Source organism: Methylobacterium nigriterrae (assembly GCF_037106235.1).
GTDB classification, from domain to species: domain Bacteria; phylum Pseudomonadota; class Alphaproteobacteria; order Rhizobiales; family Beijerinckiaceae; genus Methylobacterium; species Methylobacterium nigriterrae.
In genome coordinates this window covers 1-17801 of record NZ_JBAWTG010000093.1, presented here as the reverse complement: position 1 = coordinate 17801, position 17801 = coordinate 1, and the positions used below count along the sequence as shown (strand labels likewise).

The window sequence follows — 17801 nt, the reverse complement described above, 5'->3', positions numbered from 1 at the left end:
CGGCTGGGCGACCCGTGCCCCGGGGACCTCGCCGCCAGGACAGCGCAAGCCGTCCCTCGCGCGTCAGGCAGAATTTGTCGCTTGTGAACAGGCCATCTAGAGGGTCTTCTTCGGCCCGTAGACCTCGCGCGGTGCATCCGTCCAGCGGCCACCGCTTTTCAGCACATGGACGATGCCGCTGATCACGCGCCGGTCATCCACGCGAGCTTTGCCGCGCGTGTCGGTGGGCAGGTGCGGCGCGATCTTCGCAAACTGCTCGTCCGTCAGCCAAAACTGATCCATGGGCTCCTCCTACAGGAACCCTGAATCACACCGTGGCAGGACGCGCCACCGTTATGGGTCCGGACGCTAGTAGAAGGGGACGTGCTTGACGATGGGCGCCTCGTTGAGGGGCACGTCGGCCGGCAGCCTCGCAACCACTGCCGGATCGGGGAACTGGAATGCGTTCTCGCCGCCGGCCGCAGGAGAAGGAGCAGGAGGCGGGGACAACGCGGCCAGCCGATCGGGCTGCCCCCGCAGCGCCTGGCTGGCCATCATCCCCGTCCAGAAGAGCGCCGTCGCCTGGCAGAACAGGCCGTCCCGATACACCCAACCGCTGTTGAACAGGTTGACCGCGGCGTTCTCGACGAACCCGGCCGTCAGGCCGGGCAGGCCCATCGGCGTCAGGAGCAGTGCCGTTCCACCCAAATAGGAGCCGCCATAGGCGTAGAACTTGCCGTTGCTCCACGGCTGGCGGACCAGCCACGCGGCGGTGTCCGCGCCGTCCCGATGGCTGCCCCAACTCTCGTTGCGCATCGGCTCGAAGGTTCCTTCGGACCGGCCCGTTCCGCGTGAATCCTGGACGGCAACGGCGTAGCCACGTGCACAGAACGAGAGCGCGACGTGGTCGCCGAGCGGGCCCAGATGGGCATAAGGCGACCTGAGGAGAACGGTGGGGTAGGAGCGCTTGAAATCGACCGCCCCGCCTTGCGCCGGAAAGTAGAGATCGGTCGCGAGCGCGGTTCCGTCGGATGCCGAAACGCGGACGTTTCTCGCCACGGCGACGTTCGGATTCGCCGCCAGGCCGCCGTCGATCCCCGCCATCAACGCCACGGCGGCGCCCCCCGACAGCGCCGGCAGGGTCCGGCGTGTCATGGGCGTGGCCGTCGGCCCGACTTCGTTCGCGGGAGACGCCGCACAGCCTCCCAGGTCTGAGCTATTTGCGCTCATTTCCGATCCTCCCTACTGAGCAATTATTGTTCATGCCACGGAACAAGCCGCGTTATTCCGTCTGAGATCGCGCATAACACATCATTGCGGGCGCGGGGATCAAGGATTTTACGGGAACAGTTCTGCAGATTTACTTGAGCCTGTCCACGCGCGGCATCGGCGGCGCTCACCGAGGCCGATGAGCGTGACGCTGCCCGGGCGGTCCTGTCCGCGGAAGGCCGTCCTGGAGGAGGCCGCGGCGCCGTCCGATTATGGGAGGGCTCCGTCGGCTCGCAGGCGCGCCGGTCGCCGCCGTGGCGCTGCGCGATCGAATGCGGCCCTGAGGAGATCAACGAGCGGCTTGGCGGCCGAGGCGATGCCCTCGCTCTCCTCAGCCCACAGGAGGCCGATCCGGCGCTCCGGCCGGAATCCCGCGAGCTCGGGCATGCGGATGCCCTCGCTCGCGTAGGATTCCGGCATCACCGTGATGCCGAGCCCGGCCCGGACGAGAGCCAGCGCGCGGTCGTCGTTCGTGGTCTTGAGCGCGAAGAACGGCCGAACGCCGCGCTCGACGAAGTGCCGGCTCGTCTCGGACAGGACCTCGCACTGCCGGCGCACGATCATGACCTCGTCGCCGAGTTCGTCGGCGGGGATGCTCGCGCGGTCGGCGAGGCGATGGGAGGCCGGCAGCGCCAGCGCGTAGCTCTCGGTCAGGAACTGCTCCTGCGCGAAACGCGGTTCGTCGGGACGCAGGAGCGTGAGCGCCGCATCGACCCGGCCGCGGCGCAGCCGTTGCAGCAGGGCCCCCTCCGCCCCCTCGACCAGTTCCACGTGCATCCCCGGGCGGTGCGCCGCCGCCTGCGCCACGAAGCTCGCGAGCGGCGCCGTCGGGATCGTGGTCAGGACGCCGAGCCTGAACAGCCGGACGGGTTCGAGGCCGAGCACCGCGGCTTCGGCCCGGTTGAACTCGCTCTCGATCCGGCGGGCGAAGCTCGACAGGCGGGCCCCGGCTTCCGTCAGCTGCACGCGCTGGCTCGTCCGGTTGAAGAGCTTCGCCCCCAGATGGCGTTCGAGCTTCGCGATGCCGACCGAGAGCGTCGGCTGGGCGACGTTCTCCTGAGCGGCGGCGCGCGAGAAGCTGCCGCAATCGACGACGGCCAGGAAGTAGCGCAGCAGGTAGCGGTCCATCATAGCTTTTTTCTATTCACAATACCAAGATCTTTCAATTTTTCGAAACGACCGCCGCCTGCTACGTCTCGCTGCGCAGATACCGACCGGAGGAGCCCGTGACCGCAACGACGCTCGATTTCGCGCTCGGCGAGACCGCCGACGCGATCCGCGACACGGTCCGGCGCTTCGCCCGGGACCGCATCGCCCCGCTCGCGGCCCGCATCGACCGCGAGGACAGCTTCCCGCGCGCGCTCTGGCCCGAGATGGGCGCGCTGGGCCTCCACGGCATCACCGTGGAGGAGGCCGATGGCGGGCTCGGGCTCGGCTACCTCGAACACGTCGTCGCCTGCGAGGAGGTCAGCCGCGCCTCCGGCTCGGTCGGCCTCAGCTACGGCGCGCATTCCAACCTCTGCATCAACCAGATCCGCCGCTGGGGCTCGCCCGAGCAGAAGGCGCGCTACCTGCCGGGCCTCATCTCGGGCGCGCATGTCGGCAGCCTCGCCATGTCGGAGGCGGAGGCGGGATCCGACGTCGTCGCGATGCGGCTGCGCGCCGACCGGGTGGCGGGCGGCTATCGCCTGAACGGCACGAAGTTCTGGATCACCAACGCGACCGAGGCCGACACCCTGGTCGTCTACGCCAAGACGGACCCGGGTGCGGGCGCGCGCGGCATCACCGCCTTCCTGATCGAGAAGACCTTCGCGGGCTTCTCCGTCGGCCGAAAGATCGAGAAGGTCGGCATGCGCGGCTCGCCGACCGCCGAGCTCGTCTTCGACGATTGCTTCGTGCCCGACGCGCAGGTGATGGGACCCGCCGGCGGCGGCGTGGGCGTGCTGATGTCTGGCCTCGACTACGAGCGCGTGGTGCTGGCGGGCATCCAGCTCGGCCTGATGCAGGCCTGCCTCGACACGGTGCTGCCCTACATCCGCGCGCGGCGGCAGTTCGGCCGGCCGATCGGCGATTTCCAGCTGATGCAGGCCAAGGTGGCGGACATGTACGTCGCGCTGAGCTCGGCGCGCGCCTACGTCTACGCGGTCGCCCGGGCCTGCGATGCCGACCGCACGACCCGCTTCGACGCGGCGGGGGCGATCCTGCTCGCCTCCGAGAGCGCCGTGCGCGTCGCCGGCGAGGCGATCCAGGCGCTCGGGGGCGCGGGCTACACCACGGACTGGCCGGTGGAGCGCTGCTGGCGCGACGCCAAGCTCCTCGACATCGGGGCCGGCACCAACGAGATCCGCCGCATGCTGATCGGCCGCGAACTCGTCGGAGCCGGGGCATGACGGTCCTCCCGACCCACGTCGACCGGTCCCTGCCGGACTTCGTCGCCAACGCCGCCCACAACCGCGCGCTGGCGGAGGCGCTGCGCGCGAAGGTCGCCCTGGCGGCGCTCGGCGGCTCGGAGGCCCATCGCGCCCGCCACGTGGCGCGCGGCAAGCTGCTGCCGCGCGAGCGGGTGAGCCGCCTGCTCGATCCGGGCTCGCCCTTCCTGGAGATCGGGCAGCTCGCGGCCGGGGGCCTTTACCGGGACGAGGCGCCGGGCGCCGGGATCATCGCCGGGATCGGCCGCGTCCACGGGCGCGAATGCCTGGTGGCGGCCAACGACTCGACCGTGAAGGGCGGCGCCTACTTCCCGATGACGGTGAAGAAGCACCTGCGCGCCCAGGAGATCGCCCGCGAGAACCGCCTGCCCTGCCTGTACCTTGTCGACAGCGGCGGCGCCAACCTGCCGCATCAGGCCGAGGTCTTTCCCGATCGCGAGCATTTCGGGCGCATCTTCTACAACCAGGCGCAGATGTCCGCCGAGGGCATCCCGCAGATCGCCTGCGTGATGGGAAGCTGCACCGCGGGCGGCGCCTACGTGCCGGCCATGGCCGACGAGTCGGTGATCGTGCGCGGCCAGGGCACGATCTTCCTGGCCGGGCCTCCGCTCGTGAAGGCGGCGACCGGCGAGGTGATCTCGGCCGAGGATCTCGGCGGCGCCGAGGTGCACGGCCGCCGCTCCGGCGTCGTCGACCACGTCGCCGAGAACGACGCGCACGCGCTTCTCATCCTGCGCAGCATCGTCGCGACCCTCAACCGCCCGAAGGCGGTGGACATCGACATCGCCCCGCCGCGCCCGCCGCGGCTCGACCCGGAGGACCTCTACGGCCTGATCCCGCAGGACGTCCGCGCGCCCTACGACGTGCGCGAGGTGATCGGCCGGCTCGTCGACGGATCGGAGCTGCAGGATTTCAAGTCGCTCTACGGCACCACGCTCGTCTGCGGCTTCGCCCGCATCTGGGGCATGCCCGTCGCCATCCTCGCCAATAACGGCGTGCTGTTCTCGGAGAGCGCGCTCAAGGGCGCGCATTTCATCGAGCTCGCCTGCCAGCGCCGCGTGCCGCTGCTCTTCCTGCAGAACATCTCGGGCTTCATGGTCGGCGGCCGCTACGAGGCCGAGGGCATCGCCAAGAACGGGGCCAAGCTCGTCACCGCGGTGGCGACCGCCTCGGTGCCGAAGCTGACGGTGCTGATCGGCGGCTCGTTCGGGGCGGGCAATTACGGGATGTGCGGACGCGCCTACGGGCCGCGCTTCCTCTTCACCTGGCCGAACGCGCGCATCTCGGTGATGGGCGGCGAGCAGGCGGCCTCCGTGCTCGCCACCGTCCATCGCGACGCGGAACGCTGGAGCTCGGAGGAAGCCGAGGCCTTCAAGAACCCGATCCGCCGCACCTACGAGGACGAGGGCAACCCCTACTACGCCACCGCCCGGCTCTGGGACGACGGCGTGATCGACCCCGCGCAGACCCGCGACGTCCTCGGCCTCGCCCTCTCCGCCACGCTGAACGCGCCGATCCCCGAGCGGGCGCGGTTCGGCCTCTTCCGGATGTGACGATGGAGCGTCCCATCCTGTCCCGGCACATGGAGGCCGCGCCGTGATCCGCTCCCTGCTCATCGCCAACCGCGGCGAGATCGCGCGGCGGATCATCCGCACGGCGCGGCGCCTCGGCGTGCGCACCGTCGCCGTGCATTCCGACGTCGATGCGGGACTGCCCTTCGTCACGGAGGCGGATGCCGCGATCTGCATCGGCTCGGCCGCCGCGCGGGACAGCTACCTGCGCCAGGACCGGATCCTCGCGGCGGCGCGGGAGGCGGGCGCGGAGGCGATCCATCCCGGCTACGGCTTCCTCTCCGAGAATGCGGATTTCGCCGAGGCCGTCGCGGCGGCGAGGCTGGTCTGGGTCGGCGCGCCGCCGGCCGCGATCCGGGCGATGGGCCTCAAGGACGCCGCCAAGGCGCGCATGCTGGCGGCGGGCGTGCCGGTCACGCCCGGCTACATGGGCGAGGACCAGTCGCCCGACCGTCTCCGGCGCGAGGCGGGCGCGACGGGCTACCCCGTGCTCATCAAGGCGGTCGCGGGCGGCGGCGGCAAAGGCATGCGGCGCGTCGACGTCGAGGACGCGTTCGACGAGGCGCTCGCGAGCTGCCGGCGCGAGGCGGCGGCCGCGTTCGGCGACGAGCGCGTGCTGATCGAGAAGTACATCCTGTCGCCGCGCCACGTCGAGGTTCAGGTCTTCGGCGATAGGCATGGGAACGTCGTGCACCTGTTCGAGCGCGACTGCTCGCTGCAGCGCCGCCACCAGAAGGTGATCGAGGAGGCGCCCGCGCCCGGCATTGATGCGCAGACGCGCGCGGCTGTCTGCGAGGCCGCCGTGCGGGCGGCCCAAGCCGTCGGCTATGTCGGTGCCGGTACGATCGAGTTCATCGCCGACGCCTCGGAGGGCCTGCGCGCCGACCGGATCTGGTTCATGGAGATGAACACGCGGCTCCAGGTCGAGCATCCGGTGACCGAGGCGATCACCGGGCAGGACCTCGTCGAGTGGCAGCTGCGTGTGGCGAGCGGCGAACCGCTGCCCCTGCGGCAGGACGAGCTCGCGATCGACGGCTGGGCAATGGAGGCCCGGCTCTACGCGGAGAACCCGGCGACCGGCTTCCTGCCCTCGACCGGACCGCTCGATCACCTGCGCCTGCCCGCCGGCATCCGCGTCGACAGCGGTGTCGAGCAGGGCGATGCGGTGACGCCCTTCTACGACCCGATGATCGCCAAGCTCGTCGTCCACGCATCGGGCCGCGGCGAGGCGGCGGCCCGGCTGGCGGCGGCTGCGCGCGCGGTCGAGGTCTGGCCGGTGCGCACCAATGCGGGCTTCCTGGCCCGCGCCGCGGCCGATCCCGACTTCGTCGCCGGACGCGTCGATACCGGCTTCATCGAGCGCCGTGCCGCCGCCCTGGTGCCGGGCGCCGAGCCCTCCGAGGCGGTGCTGCAGGCGGCCGCCGCCGCGCTCCTGCCCGCCGGGCCGGACGATCCCTGGACCGCGCTCGCGGGCTTCCGGGCGAATGCCGATCCTCGCGTTGAGGTCGCGGTGGAGATCGCCGGCACGCTCCATGTCGTGGAGGTTCCGCACCCGCCCCAGCCCTCCGCTGCCCGGGTCCGCGGGCTCGCCGACGGCGGCCGCGTCCTCTTCCTCGACGGCGTGGCCTGGGACTTCGGGCCGCCGCGCGCGGACCGCGTCTCCGGTTCGGGACAGGCCGGTGACGGGGCGATTCTCGCGCCGATGCCGGGCCGCGTGATCGCGGTGGCGGTCGAGGAGGGTGGCCGGGTCACGAAGGGTCAGCGCCTCGTCGTGATCGAGGCGATGAAGATGGAGCAGGCGCTCGTGGCGCCCTTCGACGGCACCGTCGTCGCGCTGAAGGTCACGGAGGGCGATCAGGTGAGCGAGAGTGCGCTTCTCGCCCGTGTCGAGGCGAGCGCCTGACATGGCCGGACGATTCTACGATGCCTGGCGGGTCGGCGACCGCCTCGCCCACGAGATCCGCCGCACGGTCACCGAGACGGACAACCTCCTGTTCTCGACGATGACGCACAACCCGCAGCCGCTGCACATCGACGCCGAGGCGGCGCGGGCGAGCGAGTTCGGCCAGATCCTCGTCAACGGCACCTTCACGTTCGCGCTGATGGTCGGGCTCTCGGTCGGCGAGACCACGCTCGGCACGCTCATCGCCAATCTCGGCTACGACAAGCTCGTCATGCCCAAGCCCGTCTTCATCGGCGACACGCTGCGGGCCGAGAGCGAGGTCGTCGCGCTGAAGGACAGCCGCTCGCGGCCGGAGGCCGGCATCGTGACCTTCCGGCACGAGCTCCTGAACCAGCGCGGGGAGGTCGTCTGCCGATGCCTGCGCATGGCGCTCGTGGAACGGACGCCCGCATGAGGCTGCGCTGCCTGCTCTTCGTGCCCGGCGACCGGCCCGAGCGCATGGAGAAGGCGCTCGGCCTCGGCGCCGACGCGCTGATCCTCGATCTCGAGGATGCCGTCGCGCTCTCCGCCAAGGATGCGGCGCGGGCTGCGACGGCCGCCTTCCTGCGCCGGATCGGCCCTGCGCGGGACAGGCCGGCGCTGTTCGTCCGCATCAATCCTCTGGAGAGCGGCCTGCTGGCGGCCGATCTCGAAGCCGTGCTCGGAAGCCCGCCGGACGGCCTCGTCCTTCCGAAGTCCGAGGGCGCGCACAGCGTCGCGCGGCTGATCGCGCGGGCGGGAACGACGCTGCCGATCCTGCCGATCGCCACGGAGACGCCTGCCGCGATCTTCGGGCTCGGCACCTACCGCCGCATCGGCGCCCGCCTCGCCGGCCTGACCTGGGGCGCCGAGGACCTGCCCGCCGCGATCGGGGCGTCCGCGAGCCGCGAGCCGGACGGGCGCTACACCGCGCCCTACGAGATGGCGCGCGCGCTGACGCTGTTTGCCGCGCACGCCGCCGGCGTCCCGGCGATCGAGACGGTCTTCCCCGACCTTCGCAACCTCGACGGTTTGTCGGCCTACGCGGCGCGCGCCCGCCGCGACGGCTTCTCGGGGATGATGGCGCTGCATCCCACCCAGGTCGGCATCATCAACGCCGCCTTCACGCCGAGCGAGGCGGATCTCGAGCGTGCCCGCGCGATCGTCGCCGCGTTCGAGGCCGCCCCCGATGCCGGCGTCCTGCAGCTCGGCGGCCGGATGATCGATGCGCCGCACCTCAAGCAGGCGCGGCGGCTTCTCGAATCGTAGCGCGGTCGGCCCTGCGGCCGTGACCGTAAGAATCGCTTCGTCACGGCGAGGCCCGGACGGTCGGCACGACGCGCCAAGATTCGGATCCGCGTCTGGTCAGAAGATCGGGCGATGCGGCTGCAGGACGTCAGCACACGACCCATTCCTGGTCGCCAGAGATGCCCATATGCATTTTTGAAGGCCGGCTCTTCATTCTTGAAGATTGTCGACGGTCAAAATCGTTTCTAGAAGAAAATTCGTGAATGCTCTGCACAGTCTTCGCACTGGCAGTTTTCAGCGCGACAAGCGGAATAAGAACAACATCAAACCTTTAGTCCGGCTCCCCGCCCACGCGGGACAGCTCGGCCGAAGGCGTGGGTCTCGAGAACGAGGGCGGAGGGCGCGGACGATGCCCTCGCCCCGTACGGCAACACGGGGTCCGGGCGAGCCGAACGCGGGACCTCGTTCGAGAATAAAACCTTGGGGGGCAAGACATGATCGAGCGCGCGACGACCAGACCTCCTGGTCCGAGGACGAGTCCCGAGCATCCCGCCGGGTGGCGCGGTGCCGGTCATGGTCGCCGTGCCGCCCGCCTGACGGCGGCGTTGTGCACGACGTTCCTGGCCGGCACGGCCGCCATGGCACAGACGGCTCCGGCCGCGCCGCCGCCCTGCCTGCGCTACGACGCGCTGATGCTGCGCGGTGTGGACACGCCCCTCGGATCGGTCTGCGAGACCATCGTGCCCGAACTTGGCGGCATCAGAAGCGCCCTCGCCGAGCACGGAATCGGCTTTTTCGGGCTGTTCACGCCGCAACTGACTTACGATGTCCTCGGGCATGATGCGCGCAAGCAGACCTATGTCGGCCAGATTCCGACCTTCACGACGAGCAACCTCGCCATCTTCACCTACGACACGGAGCGTCTTGGACTGGGCAAGGGCTCGCAGCTTGCCGTGATCCCCACGTATGTGTCGACCTCGTATAAGTTGGCCGGCGATCGTGGCGCGTACCTCGTACAATTGTCGTTCTACCGACCCTTCCTCGACGATCACGTCGAGGTGCAGGTCGGCTATGCGCGGATGGCGACGAAGTTCGCCTTCGCCATCGCCGGCACGACCCTCGGCTCCAGCGCTCTCGGTCCGATCAGCAGCATCCCCTACGGGTTGGGGCTGTCGCCCTTCCGCCCGACGCCGAATGCCGACATCCGCATCTACGCGCCCGACAAGGATTTCTACACGCATTTCGGCATCGCCCGCAGCGTCAGCCCCCTCGGCCTGTTCGAAGATAGTCGCCTCAACTCGACCGGCCTGCGCTTCGGCGTCCCGGGCGCGGGACCGCTCTTCATCAACGAGACCGGGTACAAGGTCGAATCCGCGCCGGACAGGAAGAAGATCTGGGTGCGTGCGGGCGCGATCTACAACCAGTCGGACTTCCCGATCTTCAATCGCCCCGGGCAGACCGGCGACAACTTCGGCTACTATGCCTTCGCCGATTTCCAGCTCACCCAGCCGAACAAAGCCCTGCCGTTCCAGGGTTTGTACGTGGGCGCGAAATACGACAAGGCCCGCAGCGACCGGAACCCGTTCGGCAGCGACTACAGCGTCACGCTCTACCAGATCGGCACCTTCGCGAGCCGGCCCTTCGATGTCGCCGCGATCGGCTTCAGCAAGAGCTTCGTCGGCAGCGGCCTGAAGCAATCCCTGCGGCAGTTCGGGCTCAAAAGCCGGCCGCCGACATCGTTTCGGTCACCGGATCCTACACCTACCGCATTCAGGGCGGCCTCTATGTCACCGCCGGACTGACCTACACGGACAACCCGACCATCGCCAGGAAGAGCCCCGGCGCCCTGAACGCCTCCCTCGGGGTCACGATGCTCTACTGAGCCGGATCCCTGCGCGGCGGGATCCAGGGCGAGGAAGGTCGGCGGGCCGGGCGCCGGTTCGCCTGTCGAGGCTCAAGAGGCTCGGCTCACACGATTCCAGGGCGGGGCGATGGGCCCGCCGGGGACGTGCATGGCGACCTGGAGGTCCGGCTGCCATCGCGCCGTTCCGAGCTGCCGCGGGCCGCGGCTCGGCCGGCTGCGGTGAGAGCCCCGGGCGACGCGGTCGGCGGGGCCGCGGGCGCCCCCTAGCGACTCGACACGAGCCTCAGGCCGGGCGCGGGGCGGGCGTCGAGAGCCGCGGCGATCTTGCGTTCGAGTTCCCCGTCCTGGAACGGCTTCTGCACGATCCGATCCTCTCCGACCGCTTCCTCCGCCGTCAACGCCTCCTTGTCGGCGAAGCCGGTGACGAACACGACCGGTATCGCCGGCCAGCGGCGCCGGATCGCGCCGGCCACCTGGGCGCCGTTCATGCCGGGCATCGCGAAATCGAGGACGACCAGGTCGAAGCACGGATCGTGTTCGAGGGCCTGGATGGCCGCGAGGCCGGAGCCGGCTTCCCGGATCTCGTAACCGGCCTCGGCCAGCTTGGTGGCGGTGATCTCCCGAACCGCGCTGTCGTCGTCGACGATGAGCAGCACCGGCTTGTCCCCGGGCCGGCGCGCGGTCGCGCAATCGACCTCGACGGGACCTGCGTCGGGCGCGAGGGCACGTGCATCCACGCGCGGCAGGTAGACCCGCACCGTGGTGCCATCGCCCGGCATGGTATCGATGCGAACCCCGCCGCCCGATTGCTTGGCGAAGCCGTAGACCTGGGCGAGGCCGAGGCCCGAGCCCTTGCCGACCTCCTTCGTGGTGAAGAACGGCTCGAACACGCGCTTCAGGACCTCCGGCGGAATGCCCGTCCCGGTGTCGCTCACCGCGACCATGGCGTAGTCGCCCGGCGGCGGCTCCTCCGGCCGCCTCGGCCCGTCCGTCAGCCGCACGTTGGCGGTCTCGATGGTGAGGCAGCCGCCCACCACCATGGCGTCGCGGGCGTTGATGGCGAGGTTGAGGATGATGAGCTCGATCTGCGTCGCGTCGACGAGCGCCGGCCAGAGGTCGGGCTGCAGCGTCATCTCGATCCGCACGGCGCCGCCGATGGAGCTCTGCAGCAGGTCGCGCATCGAGGCGACCGTCCGGTTCAGCTGGACGGGGACGGGTTCCAGCCGCTGCCGCCGCGAGAAGGCCAGCAATTGTGCCGTCAGACGGGCGCCACGCTCGGCGGCGCCGCGCATCATGTCGAGGCGCCGCTTCGAGCGCTCGTCGGTCGTCGCCTTCTCGAGGAACTCGATATTGCCCGCGATGACCGTCAGCAGGTTGTTGAAGTCGTGCGCGACGCCGCTCGTGAGCTGGCCCACCGCCTCCAGGCGCTGGGCCTGGCGCAGGGCCTCCTCGATGCGCTCGCGCTCGACGATCTGATGCTGCAGCGACGCGTTGGCCTCGGCGAGTTCGCGGGTGCGCTGCGCGACCCGTGCCTCGAGAGTCTCGTTCAGCTCGCGCAGGGCCTGCTCGGCCGCCCGCCGCTCGGCATGGGCCCGGGCCTCCGCGAGCGCTCGGACCACCGCGCGAGGAAGGCGGTCGAGGCGCTGCTTGGTGACGTAGTCCGTGGCGCCGTTCTTCAGGGCCTCGACCGCGACCTCCTCGCCGAGGGTGCCCGAGACGAAGACGAACGGGATGTGCGGGCAATGTTCGCGGGCGAGCGCCAGCGCGCTCAGGCCGTCGAAGGTCGGCAGGACGTAATCGGCCAGGATGAGGTCATGACATTGCCCGGCGGCCGCCGCGGCGAATGCCTCGCGGGTCATGACCCGGGTGAGCGTGTAGGGCGTGCCCGCGCCGTCGAGGACGGCCTCGAGAAGCTCGGCGTCGAGGTCGCTGTCTTCGAGCAGCAGGATGCGCAGCGGCGCCGGGGCGCCTTCGGGCGAGCCGTTCGTCAGACGTTCGATGGCCAGCCTCCCCTGTGCGGCGGCGGCTCGTTCAGCACGGCCCAGAACACGCCGAGGTCCTGTATCGCCTCGAAGAACTCCGTGAAGCCGACCGGCTTCACCACGAAGGCGTTCACGCCGAGTTCGTAGGAGCGCACGAGGTCCGATTCCTCGCGCGAGGAGGTCAGCATGACGATGGGGATGGCGCGCGTCCGCGGATCGCCCTTGACGGCGGCCAGCACCTCGAGCCCGTCGATCTTCGGCAGCTTCAGGTCGAGCAGTACCACGGCGGGATCACGTGCGTCGCGGCTCTCGTGGGGACCGCGCCGGTAGAGATAGTCGAGGGCCTCGGCGCCGTCGCGGCAGATGACGATCTCGTTCGCGAGCTGGCTCTTCTCCAGGGCGGCGAGCGTCAGCTCGACATCGTTCGGGTTGTCCTCCACGAGGAGGATCGGCTTCAGGTCCGCCATGTCAGTGCGCCCCCCCGGGCAGCGGTAACGTGAAGTGGAAGGTGGCGCCTCGATCGAGGGCGCCCTCGGCCCAGGTTCGGCCGCCGTGACGCTCGACGATGCGGCGCACGTTGGCGAGGCCGATTCCGGTCCCCTCGAATTCCTCGACCCGGTGCAGGCGCTGGAAGACCCCGAACAGCTTGCCGACATAGGCCATGTCGAATCCGACACCGTTGTCGCGCACGAAGAACACCGCCTCGCCGTCCTGGTCAGGCTCGCGGCCGATCTCGATCACGGCCTCGGCCTTGCCGCGCGTGTACTTGACCGCGTTGGACAGGAGGTTCTCGACCACGAGCCGCAGCATGACCGGGTCGGCGTGGACCCGCCCGAGCGCGCCGACCTCCCAGCGGACGCTGCGCTCCGCCGGCACGTCCCGCAGGACCTTGCGGCGGACCTCCTCGACGAGGGTGTTCATGTCGCCCGAGACGCAATTGAGCGCGTTCCGGCCCATCTGGGAGAAGCTGAGTAGGTTGTCGACGAGCGTGCCCGCCGAGAAGGCGGCCTCGACGATGGTGTTGACGTAGTACCGCCCCTTCTCGGAGAGCCGGTCGCCCTCGCGCGCGCGCAGGAGTTCGGAGTAGCCGACGATATGGCGGAACGGGGCGCGCAGGTCGTGGCTGACCGAATACGAGAAGGCTTCGAGTTCCTTGTTCGAGCGCTGGAGCTCCTCGCTGAGCGCCGCGAGCTCCTCGGCCCGGCGCAGCACGATGCCGAGCACGGCCGAGCGTAGGTCCTTGGCCGCGTCGACTTCCGGGACGGACCAGGGCCGCGAGCGCCCCTGCACGGTCTCCTTCCACGTCTCGAAGGACTTGCGCGGATGCAGCCGCGCGGGGCCGCCGTCGGGATCTTGGACCGCGGGCTTCGTCGGGTTGCCGCCCCACTTCACGGTCTGCACGACCTCCGGCCTGAACCAGAGGACGTAGCTCGCGTATTTCTGCGAGATCGAGATCGCCAGCAGGCCGCTCGCGCGTTCGGCAAAGCGCCGGGCCGCGCCGTAGACCGAGCCCAGCGTGTCGGTGGCGAAGACGGCTTCCCGGCCGTGATGCGCCGACAACCAGTCATAGATGCCCCGCACCTCGCGGCTCGAGGGCGTCACGCCGAGGCACCGGCAATGCTCGCTCGTCACGATGGCCGCCCCGCCCGCATCGGCAAGAGCCAGCACGTCGTCGGGATGGTTCAGGAGGCCGTCGAGGAAATGCTCCTCCTCGGCCATGAAGCCGAGCAGACGCGCCTGGATCGCGCCGAGGCGCAGCCGCTGCTCGGCGAGCGCCGCGCGCTCCTTCGCGGCGAGTTGCAGGGCGAAGATCCGGGTCAGGAAGTCGCAGGCGTTGCGGGCCTGGAGCGGAACCCTGTGGGGCGCCTCGTTGTGGCAGGAGATCAGGCCCCAGAGCGCGCCGTCGACGAGGATCGAGACGGACATCGAGGCCATCGTGCCCATGTTGCGCATGTACTCGACGTGAACCGGCGAGATGCTGCGCAGGACCGACTGGCTGAGATCGAGGGGGGCGCCCGTGGACTGCGTCAGCCTCGGCACGATGGGCACGGGCTCGTAGCCGGCATCCGGGATGATCCGCAGGCGGTTGCGGCGGTAGAGCTCGCGCGCCTGGGCGGGGATGTCGGAGGCGGGGAAGCGCAGGTCGAGGTAGGAGGGCAGCACGCCGTTGCCGTCCTCGGCCACGACGGTGCCGTGCCAGTCCCGGTCGAAGCGGTAGACGAGGGTGCGGTCGAAGCCGGTGATGTGGCGGACGTCCGCCGCCAGCAGCGCGCAGATGTCCTCCACCGTGCTCGCGGCGTGCAGGCCCTCGACGAAGGCGTTCAGGCGCGGATAGAGCGCGTCGAGGCTGTGGACCGATGCGGATTCGCTCGTGACCTCCTCCAGTTCCACGAGCGTCAGGTCGCCGGAGCGGTGCGCGGCCAGGTCGTAGGATCTGGGGCCGTGGACCGTGTCGAGGGTCAGCGTCTGCAGGTAGCTGGCGCCCGCCCGGTCGGGTTGTGCTGAAAGGCCGGCCGAGACGGCGGCGAGGAGTTCCGGAAAGGCCTCCGCCAATGGCGCGCCACGCAGGCGGCCGGCGGCCCGTCCCGGCATGTCGGGAACGTTCGCGCTCGCCTGCACGATCCGAAGGTCCGGCCCCTCCAAGGCGAGCAGGAAGCCGTGCGGCTGAAGGCTGCCGAGGAGATGGATCGGCTCCCGGTCACAGGCCGTCAGATCGGCGGAGGGCAGCGCGTGCGCCGTCTCGTTCACCAGGCCGCGTCTCCTCGCTGCATCGATGCCAGGTCCCGATCGATGCCAGGTCCCGATCGATGCCAGGTCCTGGCCGCGACCCGGAATGCGAACTCCGTCGAATGATCCGCGATGCCCCGTCGCCTCAAACCCCAGAGCAGCGTTCCGTATCGTACCGCTGGTCGTACAGCGGGCCTGAGGCCAGATCAAATCCGGGATGCAACTTTTGAATGTGAAGGCCCGAGGCGAAGCCGGCCGGCATCGGTCCGGGGACGGTGCCGGCGGGGAGCAATTCAGGGCCCGGACCATCGATATCCGTCGCGTGATCTGTCGCGTGCCTCTCCGACGGCGGTCGCGGCTCCGGCCCAGGCCGCACCATGCCCCGGCCCGGTCGGGGATCGGCGAGCCATTGCCTGTCATCGACGGGATCGGTCGCGGTTCCGGCGCGACGCGCCTCGAGCAGACGCGGGAAAGCCCGCCCCGGCGGGTGCCGGGGCGGGCTCGCACTGTGCCCGAATTGGGCTCAGACTTGGGCTCAGGCTTGGACTCAGACCTGGGCTCAGATGGTCACTCGATGACCTCGACGATGCGGTGGCTGCCGTCCACGAGCACCGGCTGCTTGTTGACCACCGTGTACCGGTAGCCGGGCTTCACGTGGTACTCGTCCGGAACGTCGTAGTAGGTGACGCCCGATGCCGGCAGCGTGCTGCCCACCGCCACCCGGCCGTCGTAATCGTAGGACTTCACGTGGCGGCCGGTCACGTAGCTGCGGAAGCGCGGCCGGTCATCGACGCCGAGGATGCCGCCGACCGTGCCCGTGGCCGCGCCGACCGCGCCGCCGACGATGCCACCGACCGGGCCAGCCGCCGCGGCGCCCTCCTCGGCACCGCGCTGGGCCCCGCGCACGGTGCCCTGCGCCTGGGCGGCCATGGGCAGCGCGAGAAGAGCGGCGGTGGTTGCGGCGAGCAGAAGCTTGTTCGTCATGATCGTGTCTCCGATGTCAGGAAAGGTTTGGCCACGCCTCAGTTGCAGCCTTCCTTGTGGACGGTCTTCGAATTGCCCGCGCCGTCCTCCTTGTGGACGGTCTTGGAGCCGCAATCGACGCTGCCGGTGGTGACGCCGCGATGCTCGACCACGCCCTCGCGTCGCTCGACGGAGACGCTCGGGGCGCTGTCGCGCCGAATGACGGTGGTATCCTCGGCGGTTGCGGCCGTCGAAACCCCGGCCAGGGCTGCAAAGGCAGCGCCGACGATCAGTAGATTGCGCATGTGTCGTACTCCTCGATGAGAAATCACAGCAAGAACGAAGTCTCGCCGATAGGGTTCCATCGAATTCTTAGATTCGAATACGCGGCGTTGATGCGCCGGTTAACGATTTGTCTTAGAGTTTGGACATGGCATCGGCTCAAAATGGCGGAAAAGCGCCGATAGTACGGAGCCGTACCTTCAATGGCCGATGCCGTTCGAGGCGCGCGAGCCGCACCGCCAACGCGGGTCGGCCGCGGAACGCGGTGGCCGGGCTGCGCCCTCAGGGGGCCTGGCAGCCCAGCGCCTCGGCGGCCTCGGCAACGCTCAAGGCTCTCTGCCGCACCTGCACGGACACGCTCGGCCTGTCCGAGACGGCGGCCGCTTCCCGCTTGAGCGTGGCATCGCAGGCGCAGGAACGGTAGCCCGCCGTGTCGTAGCAGGCGTCGTGGTGCATGCAGGCCGCATCGAGCGCGTCGGTCGGCGGCAATCCCTCGCCGCGCTGCCCGGCGCCGCAGTAATTGCCGTGGAACAATTCCTTGCCGGCGATGACGTTCGCCAGGTTGCTCTGCGGCAGCGGGGCCTCCTGCGGTCGGCCGCTCGGGTTCAGGTCGTTGGCCGGACCGCCGGCCTTCGCGGCGGAGCCCCGCAGGGCCTTGGGAATGCCTGAGCGGCCGTCGGGCTCGGTCAGGGCCTCCCCGCTTCGCGAATTGGGATCCGACAGGTCGGAAAGGGGCGGTGGAGGCCCGGGCCGGACCGCCTCGGCGTCCTCGGCGACGGGTGCCTCCTCGACCGTCTGCGCCATCGCGCCCTGTGCCAGGACGAGCGTCGCGGCCAGGAGGACCGAGCGAAGGATGGGGTTCAAGGCGGTGCTCCAGTAGGCGGGGGCCGGCCTGCTCGAGCGCAGGCCGGGTCTCGGCATGTCAGCGGCGGGTCCGACGGGCCCGCCGCTCGCAAGGCTCAGTAGCCGTAGCCGCGGTAACGGCCGAAGCGACGGCCCTCGTCGAAGCGCGTGCCGCGGTAGGCGCGGTCGTAGCCGCCGAACTCGTGATGGCGGCGCCACCCGTGCGCCGGGGCCCAGGCCGGGGGGCCGCCATGGTGGAAGCCGCGCTCGCCGCGCGCCCAGGGCGGGTCGGCCATGGCAGCCGTCGACGTGCCGAGGGCGCCACCGGCCAGCGCCAGCGTCGAGAACAGGATCAAGGTTGGTCTGCGGAACATCAATGCTTCCTCCAATGAATGATGTGCTGTCGGGGTGGGGCAGATACGACTTAGGCCGCGCGACGGTTCCGCACTTTCCTCGCGATTACAGGATTTTCACTTCGCCACCACCGCGGCATCGGCCTGGCGCCGGGATCGAGCGGAACCGTTTCCGCCGCTCGGACGATTATGAAGCCCGTCCCAGGTCCGCCGCCGGACATCGGGCCCACCCGCCCGACGGCCGATATCGGCAGCCCGCACCCGCCCGTTCCATGCTCGCGACCACGCATCTTGGCCTGATCAACGTCTTCATTGGTGACATCCAGGGGGGCTTGGGGCCGTTCCTGGGGACCTGGCTTGCGGAGACGGC

Annotated in this window: 15 protein-coding genes and 1 pseudogene; 6 read left to right on the top strand and 10 right to left on the bottom strand. The window is 70.0% G+C overall.

Annotated elements, in window-relative coordinates; all coding sequences use genetic code 11:
- Positions 1–99: 99 nt before the first annotated feature.
- The 3 genes and pseudogenes from WDW90_RS27545 to WDW90_RS27535 all read right to left on the bottom strand — a co-directional run.
- Positions 100–282: pseudogene (locus WDW90_RS27545) on the bottom strand (transposase); the annotation flags it as partial.
- 66 nt (positions 283–348) lie between these two features.
- Positions 349–1134 carry a CocE/NonD family hydrolase gene (locus WDW90_RS27540; protein ID WP_336490704.1) on the bottom strand — a complete coding sequence of 262 codons (786 nt, stop codon included), beginning with the start codon at positions 1132–1134 and terminating at the stop codon, positions 349–351.
- A gap of 324 nt (positions 1135–1458) precedes the next feature.
- Positions 1459–2379 carry a LysR family transcriptional regulator gene (locus tag WDW90_RS27535; RefSeq protein ID WP_336490703.1) on the bottom strand — a complete coding sequence of 307 codons (921 nt, stop codon included), beginning with the start codon at positions 2377–2379 and terminating at the stop codon, positions 1459–1461.
- 95 nt (positions 2380–2474) lie between these two features.
- Between WDW90_RS27535 and WDW90_RS27530 the strand changes: the two genes are divergently transcribed.
- From WDW90_RS27530 to WDW90_RS27505, 6 genes are all read left to right on the top strand, one after another.
- Positions 2475–3638, top strand: a complete 1164-nt coding sequence (locus WDW90_RS27530; protein WP_336490702.1) for an acyl-CoA dehydrogenase family protein — start codon at positions 2475–2477, stop codon at positions 3636–3638.
- Positions 3635–5230 (top strand): carboxyl transferase domain-containing protein, encoded by a 1596-nt coding sequence (locus WDW90_RS27525; RefSeq protein ID WP_336490701.1) that lies wholly within the window; start codon positions 3635–3637, stop codon positions 5228–5230. Before WDW90_RS27530 ends, WDW90_RS27525 begins: the two co-directional genes overlap by 4 nt.
- A gap of 43 nt (positions 5231–5273) precedes the next feature.
- Positions 5274–7151 (top strand): ATP-binding protein, encoded by a 1878-nt coding sequence (locus WDW90_RS27520; RefSeq protein ID WP_336490700.1) that lies wholly within the window; start codon positions 5274–5276, stop codon positions 7149–7151.
- A gap of 1 nt (position 7152) precedes the next feature.
- The gene (locus WDW90_RS27515) at positions 7153–7605 is read left to right on the top strand and encodes a MaoC family dehydratase (protein WP_336490699.1); all 453 of its coding nucleotides are present in this window, start codon (positions 7153–7155) and stop codon (positions 7603–7605) included.
- Positions 7602–8438: an HpcH/HpaI aldolase/citrate lyase family protein gene (locus WDW90_RS27510; protein ID WP_336490698.1), complete on the top strand. Its 837-nt coding sequence runs from the start codon at positions 7602–7604 to the stop codon at positions 8436–8438. Before WDW90_RS27515 ends, WDW90_RS27510 begins: the two co-directional genes overlap by 4 nt.
- A 584-nt stretch (positions 8439–9022) precedes the next feature.
- On the top strand, positions 9023–10219 hold the full coding sequence (locus WDW90_RS27505; RefSeq protein ID WP_336490697.1) for a carbohydrate porin: 1197 nt from the start codon (positions 9023–9025) through the stop codon (positions 10217–10219).
- A gap of 325 nt (positions 10220–10544) precedes the next feature.
- Here WDW90_RS27505 and WDW90_RS27500 read toward each other — a convergent pair whose 3' ends face one another.
- The 7 genes from WDW90_RS27500 to WDW90_RS27470 form a co-directional block, all read right to left on the bottom strand.
- Positions 10545–12287 carry a response regulator gene (locus WDW90_RS27500; protein ID WP_336490706.1) on the bottom strand — a complete coding sequence of 581 codons (1743 nt, stop codon included), beginning with the start codon at positions 12285–12287 and terminating at the stop codon, positions 10545–10547.
- A complete protein-coding gene (locus WDW90_RS27495; protein ID WP_336490696.1) occupies positions 12269–12730 on the bottom strand; it encodes a response regulator in 462 nt (153 codons plus the stop codon). The genes WDW90_RS27500 and WDW90_RS27495 overlap by 19 nt, the downstream gene beginning before the upstream one ends.
- Before the next feature lies 1 nt (position 12731).
- Positions 12732–15011, bottom strand: coding sequence for an ATP-binding protein (locus tag WDW90_RS27490; RefSeq protein WP_336490695.1), 2280 nt, complete (start codon positions 15009–15011; stop codon positions 12732–12734).
- Between the two features lie 546 nt (positions 15012–15557).
- The gene (locus tag WDW90_RS27485; protein ID WP_336490694.1) at positions 15558–15974 is read right to left on the bottom strand and encodes a DUF1236 domain-containing protein; all 417 of its coding nucleotides are present in this window, start codon (positions 15972–15974) and stop codon (positions 15558–15560) included.
- Between the two features lie 38 nt (positions 15975–16012).
- Positions 16013–16258 carry a hypothetical protein gene (locus tag WDW90_RS27480; protein WP_336490693.1) on the bottom strand — a complete coding sequence of 82 codons (246 nt, stop codon included), beginning with the start codon at positions 16256–16258 and terminating at the stop codon, positions 16013–16015.
- A gap of 259 nt (positions 16259–16517) precedes the next feature.
- On the bottom strand, positions 16518–17039 hold the full coding sequence (locus tag WDW90_RS27475; RefSeq protein ID WP_336490705.1) for a phospholipase A2 family protein: 522 nt from the start codon (positions 17037–17039) through the stop codon (positions 16518–16520).
- A 155-nt stretch (positions 17040–17194) separates the two neighbouring features.
- A complete protein-coding gene (locus WDW90_RS27470) occupies positions 17195–17452 on the bottom strand; it encodes a hypothetical protein (RefSeq protein ID WP_336490692.1) in 258 nt (85 codons plus the stop codon).
- Positions 17453–17801: the final 349 nt, after the last annotated feature.

Coding starts and splice junctions, on each gene's coding strand:
- WDW90_RS27540 (WP_336490704.1), bottom strand. CDS start 1,134: ATGACACGCCGGACCCTGCCGGCGCTGTCGGGGGGCGCCGCCGTGGCG.
- WDW90_RS27535 (WP_336490703.1), bottom strand. CDS start 2,379: ATGATGGACCGCTACCTGCTGCGCTACTTCCTGGCCGTCGTCGATTGC.
- WDW90_RS27525 (WP_336490701.1), top strand. CDS start 3,635: ATGACGGTCCTCCCGACCCACGTCGACCGGTCCCTGCCGGACTTCGTC.
- WDW90_RS27515 (WP_336490699.1), top strand. CDS start 7,153: ATGGCCGGACGATTCTACGATGCCTGGCGGGTCGGCGACCGCCTCGCC.
- WDW90_RS27510 (WP_336490698.1), top strand. CDS start 7,602: ATGAGGCTGCGCTGCCTGCTCTTCGTGCCCGGCGACCGGCCCGAGCGC.
- WDW90_RS27495 (WP_336490696.1), bottom strand. CDS start 12,730: ATGGCGGACCTGAAGCCGATCCTCCTCGTGGAGGACAACCCGAACGAT.
- WDW90_RS27485 (WP_336490694.1), bottom strand. CDS start 15,974: ATGACGAACAAGCTTCTGCTCGCCGCAACCACCGCCGCTCTTCTCGCG.
- WDW90_RS27480 (WP_336490693.1), bottom strand. CDS start 16,258: ATGCGCAATCTACTGATCGTCGGCGCTGCCTTTGCAGCCCTGGCCGGG.
- WDW90_RS27475 (WP_336490705.1), bottom strand. CDS start 17,039: ATGGCGCAGACGGTCGAGGAGGCACCCGTCGCCGAGGACGCCGAGGCG.
- WDW90_RS27470 (WP_336490692.1), bottom strand. CDS start 17,452: ATGTTCCGCAGACCAACCTTGATCCTGTTCTCGACGCTGGCGCTGGCC.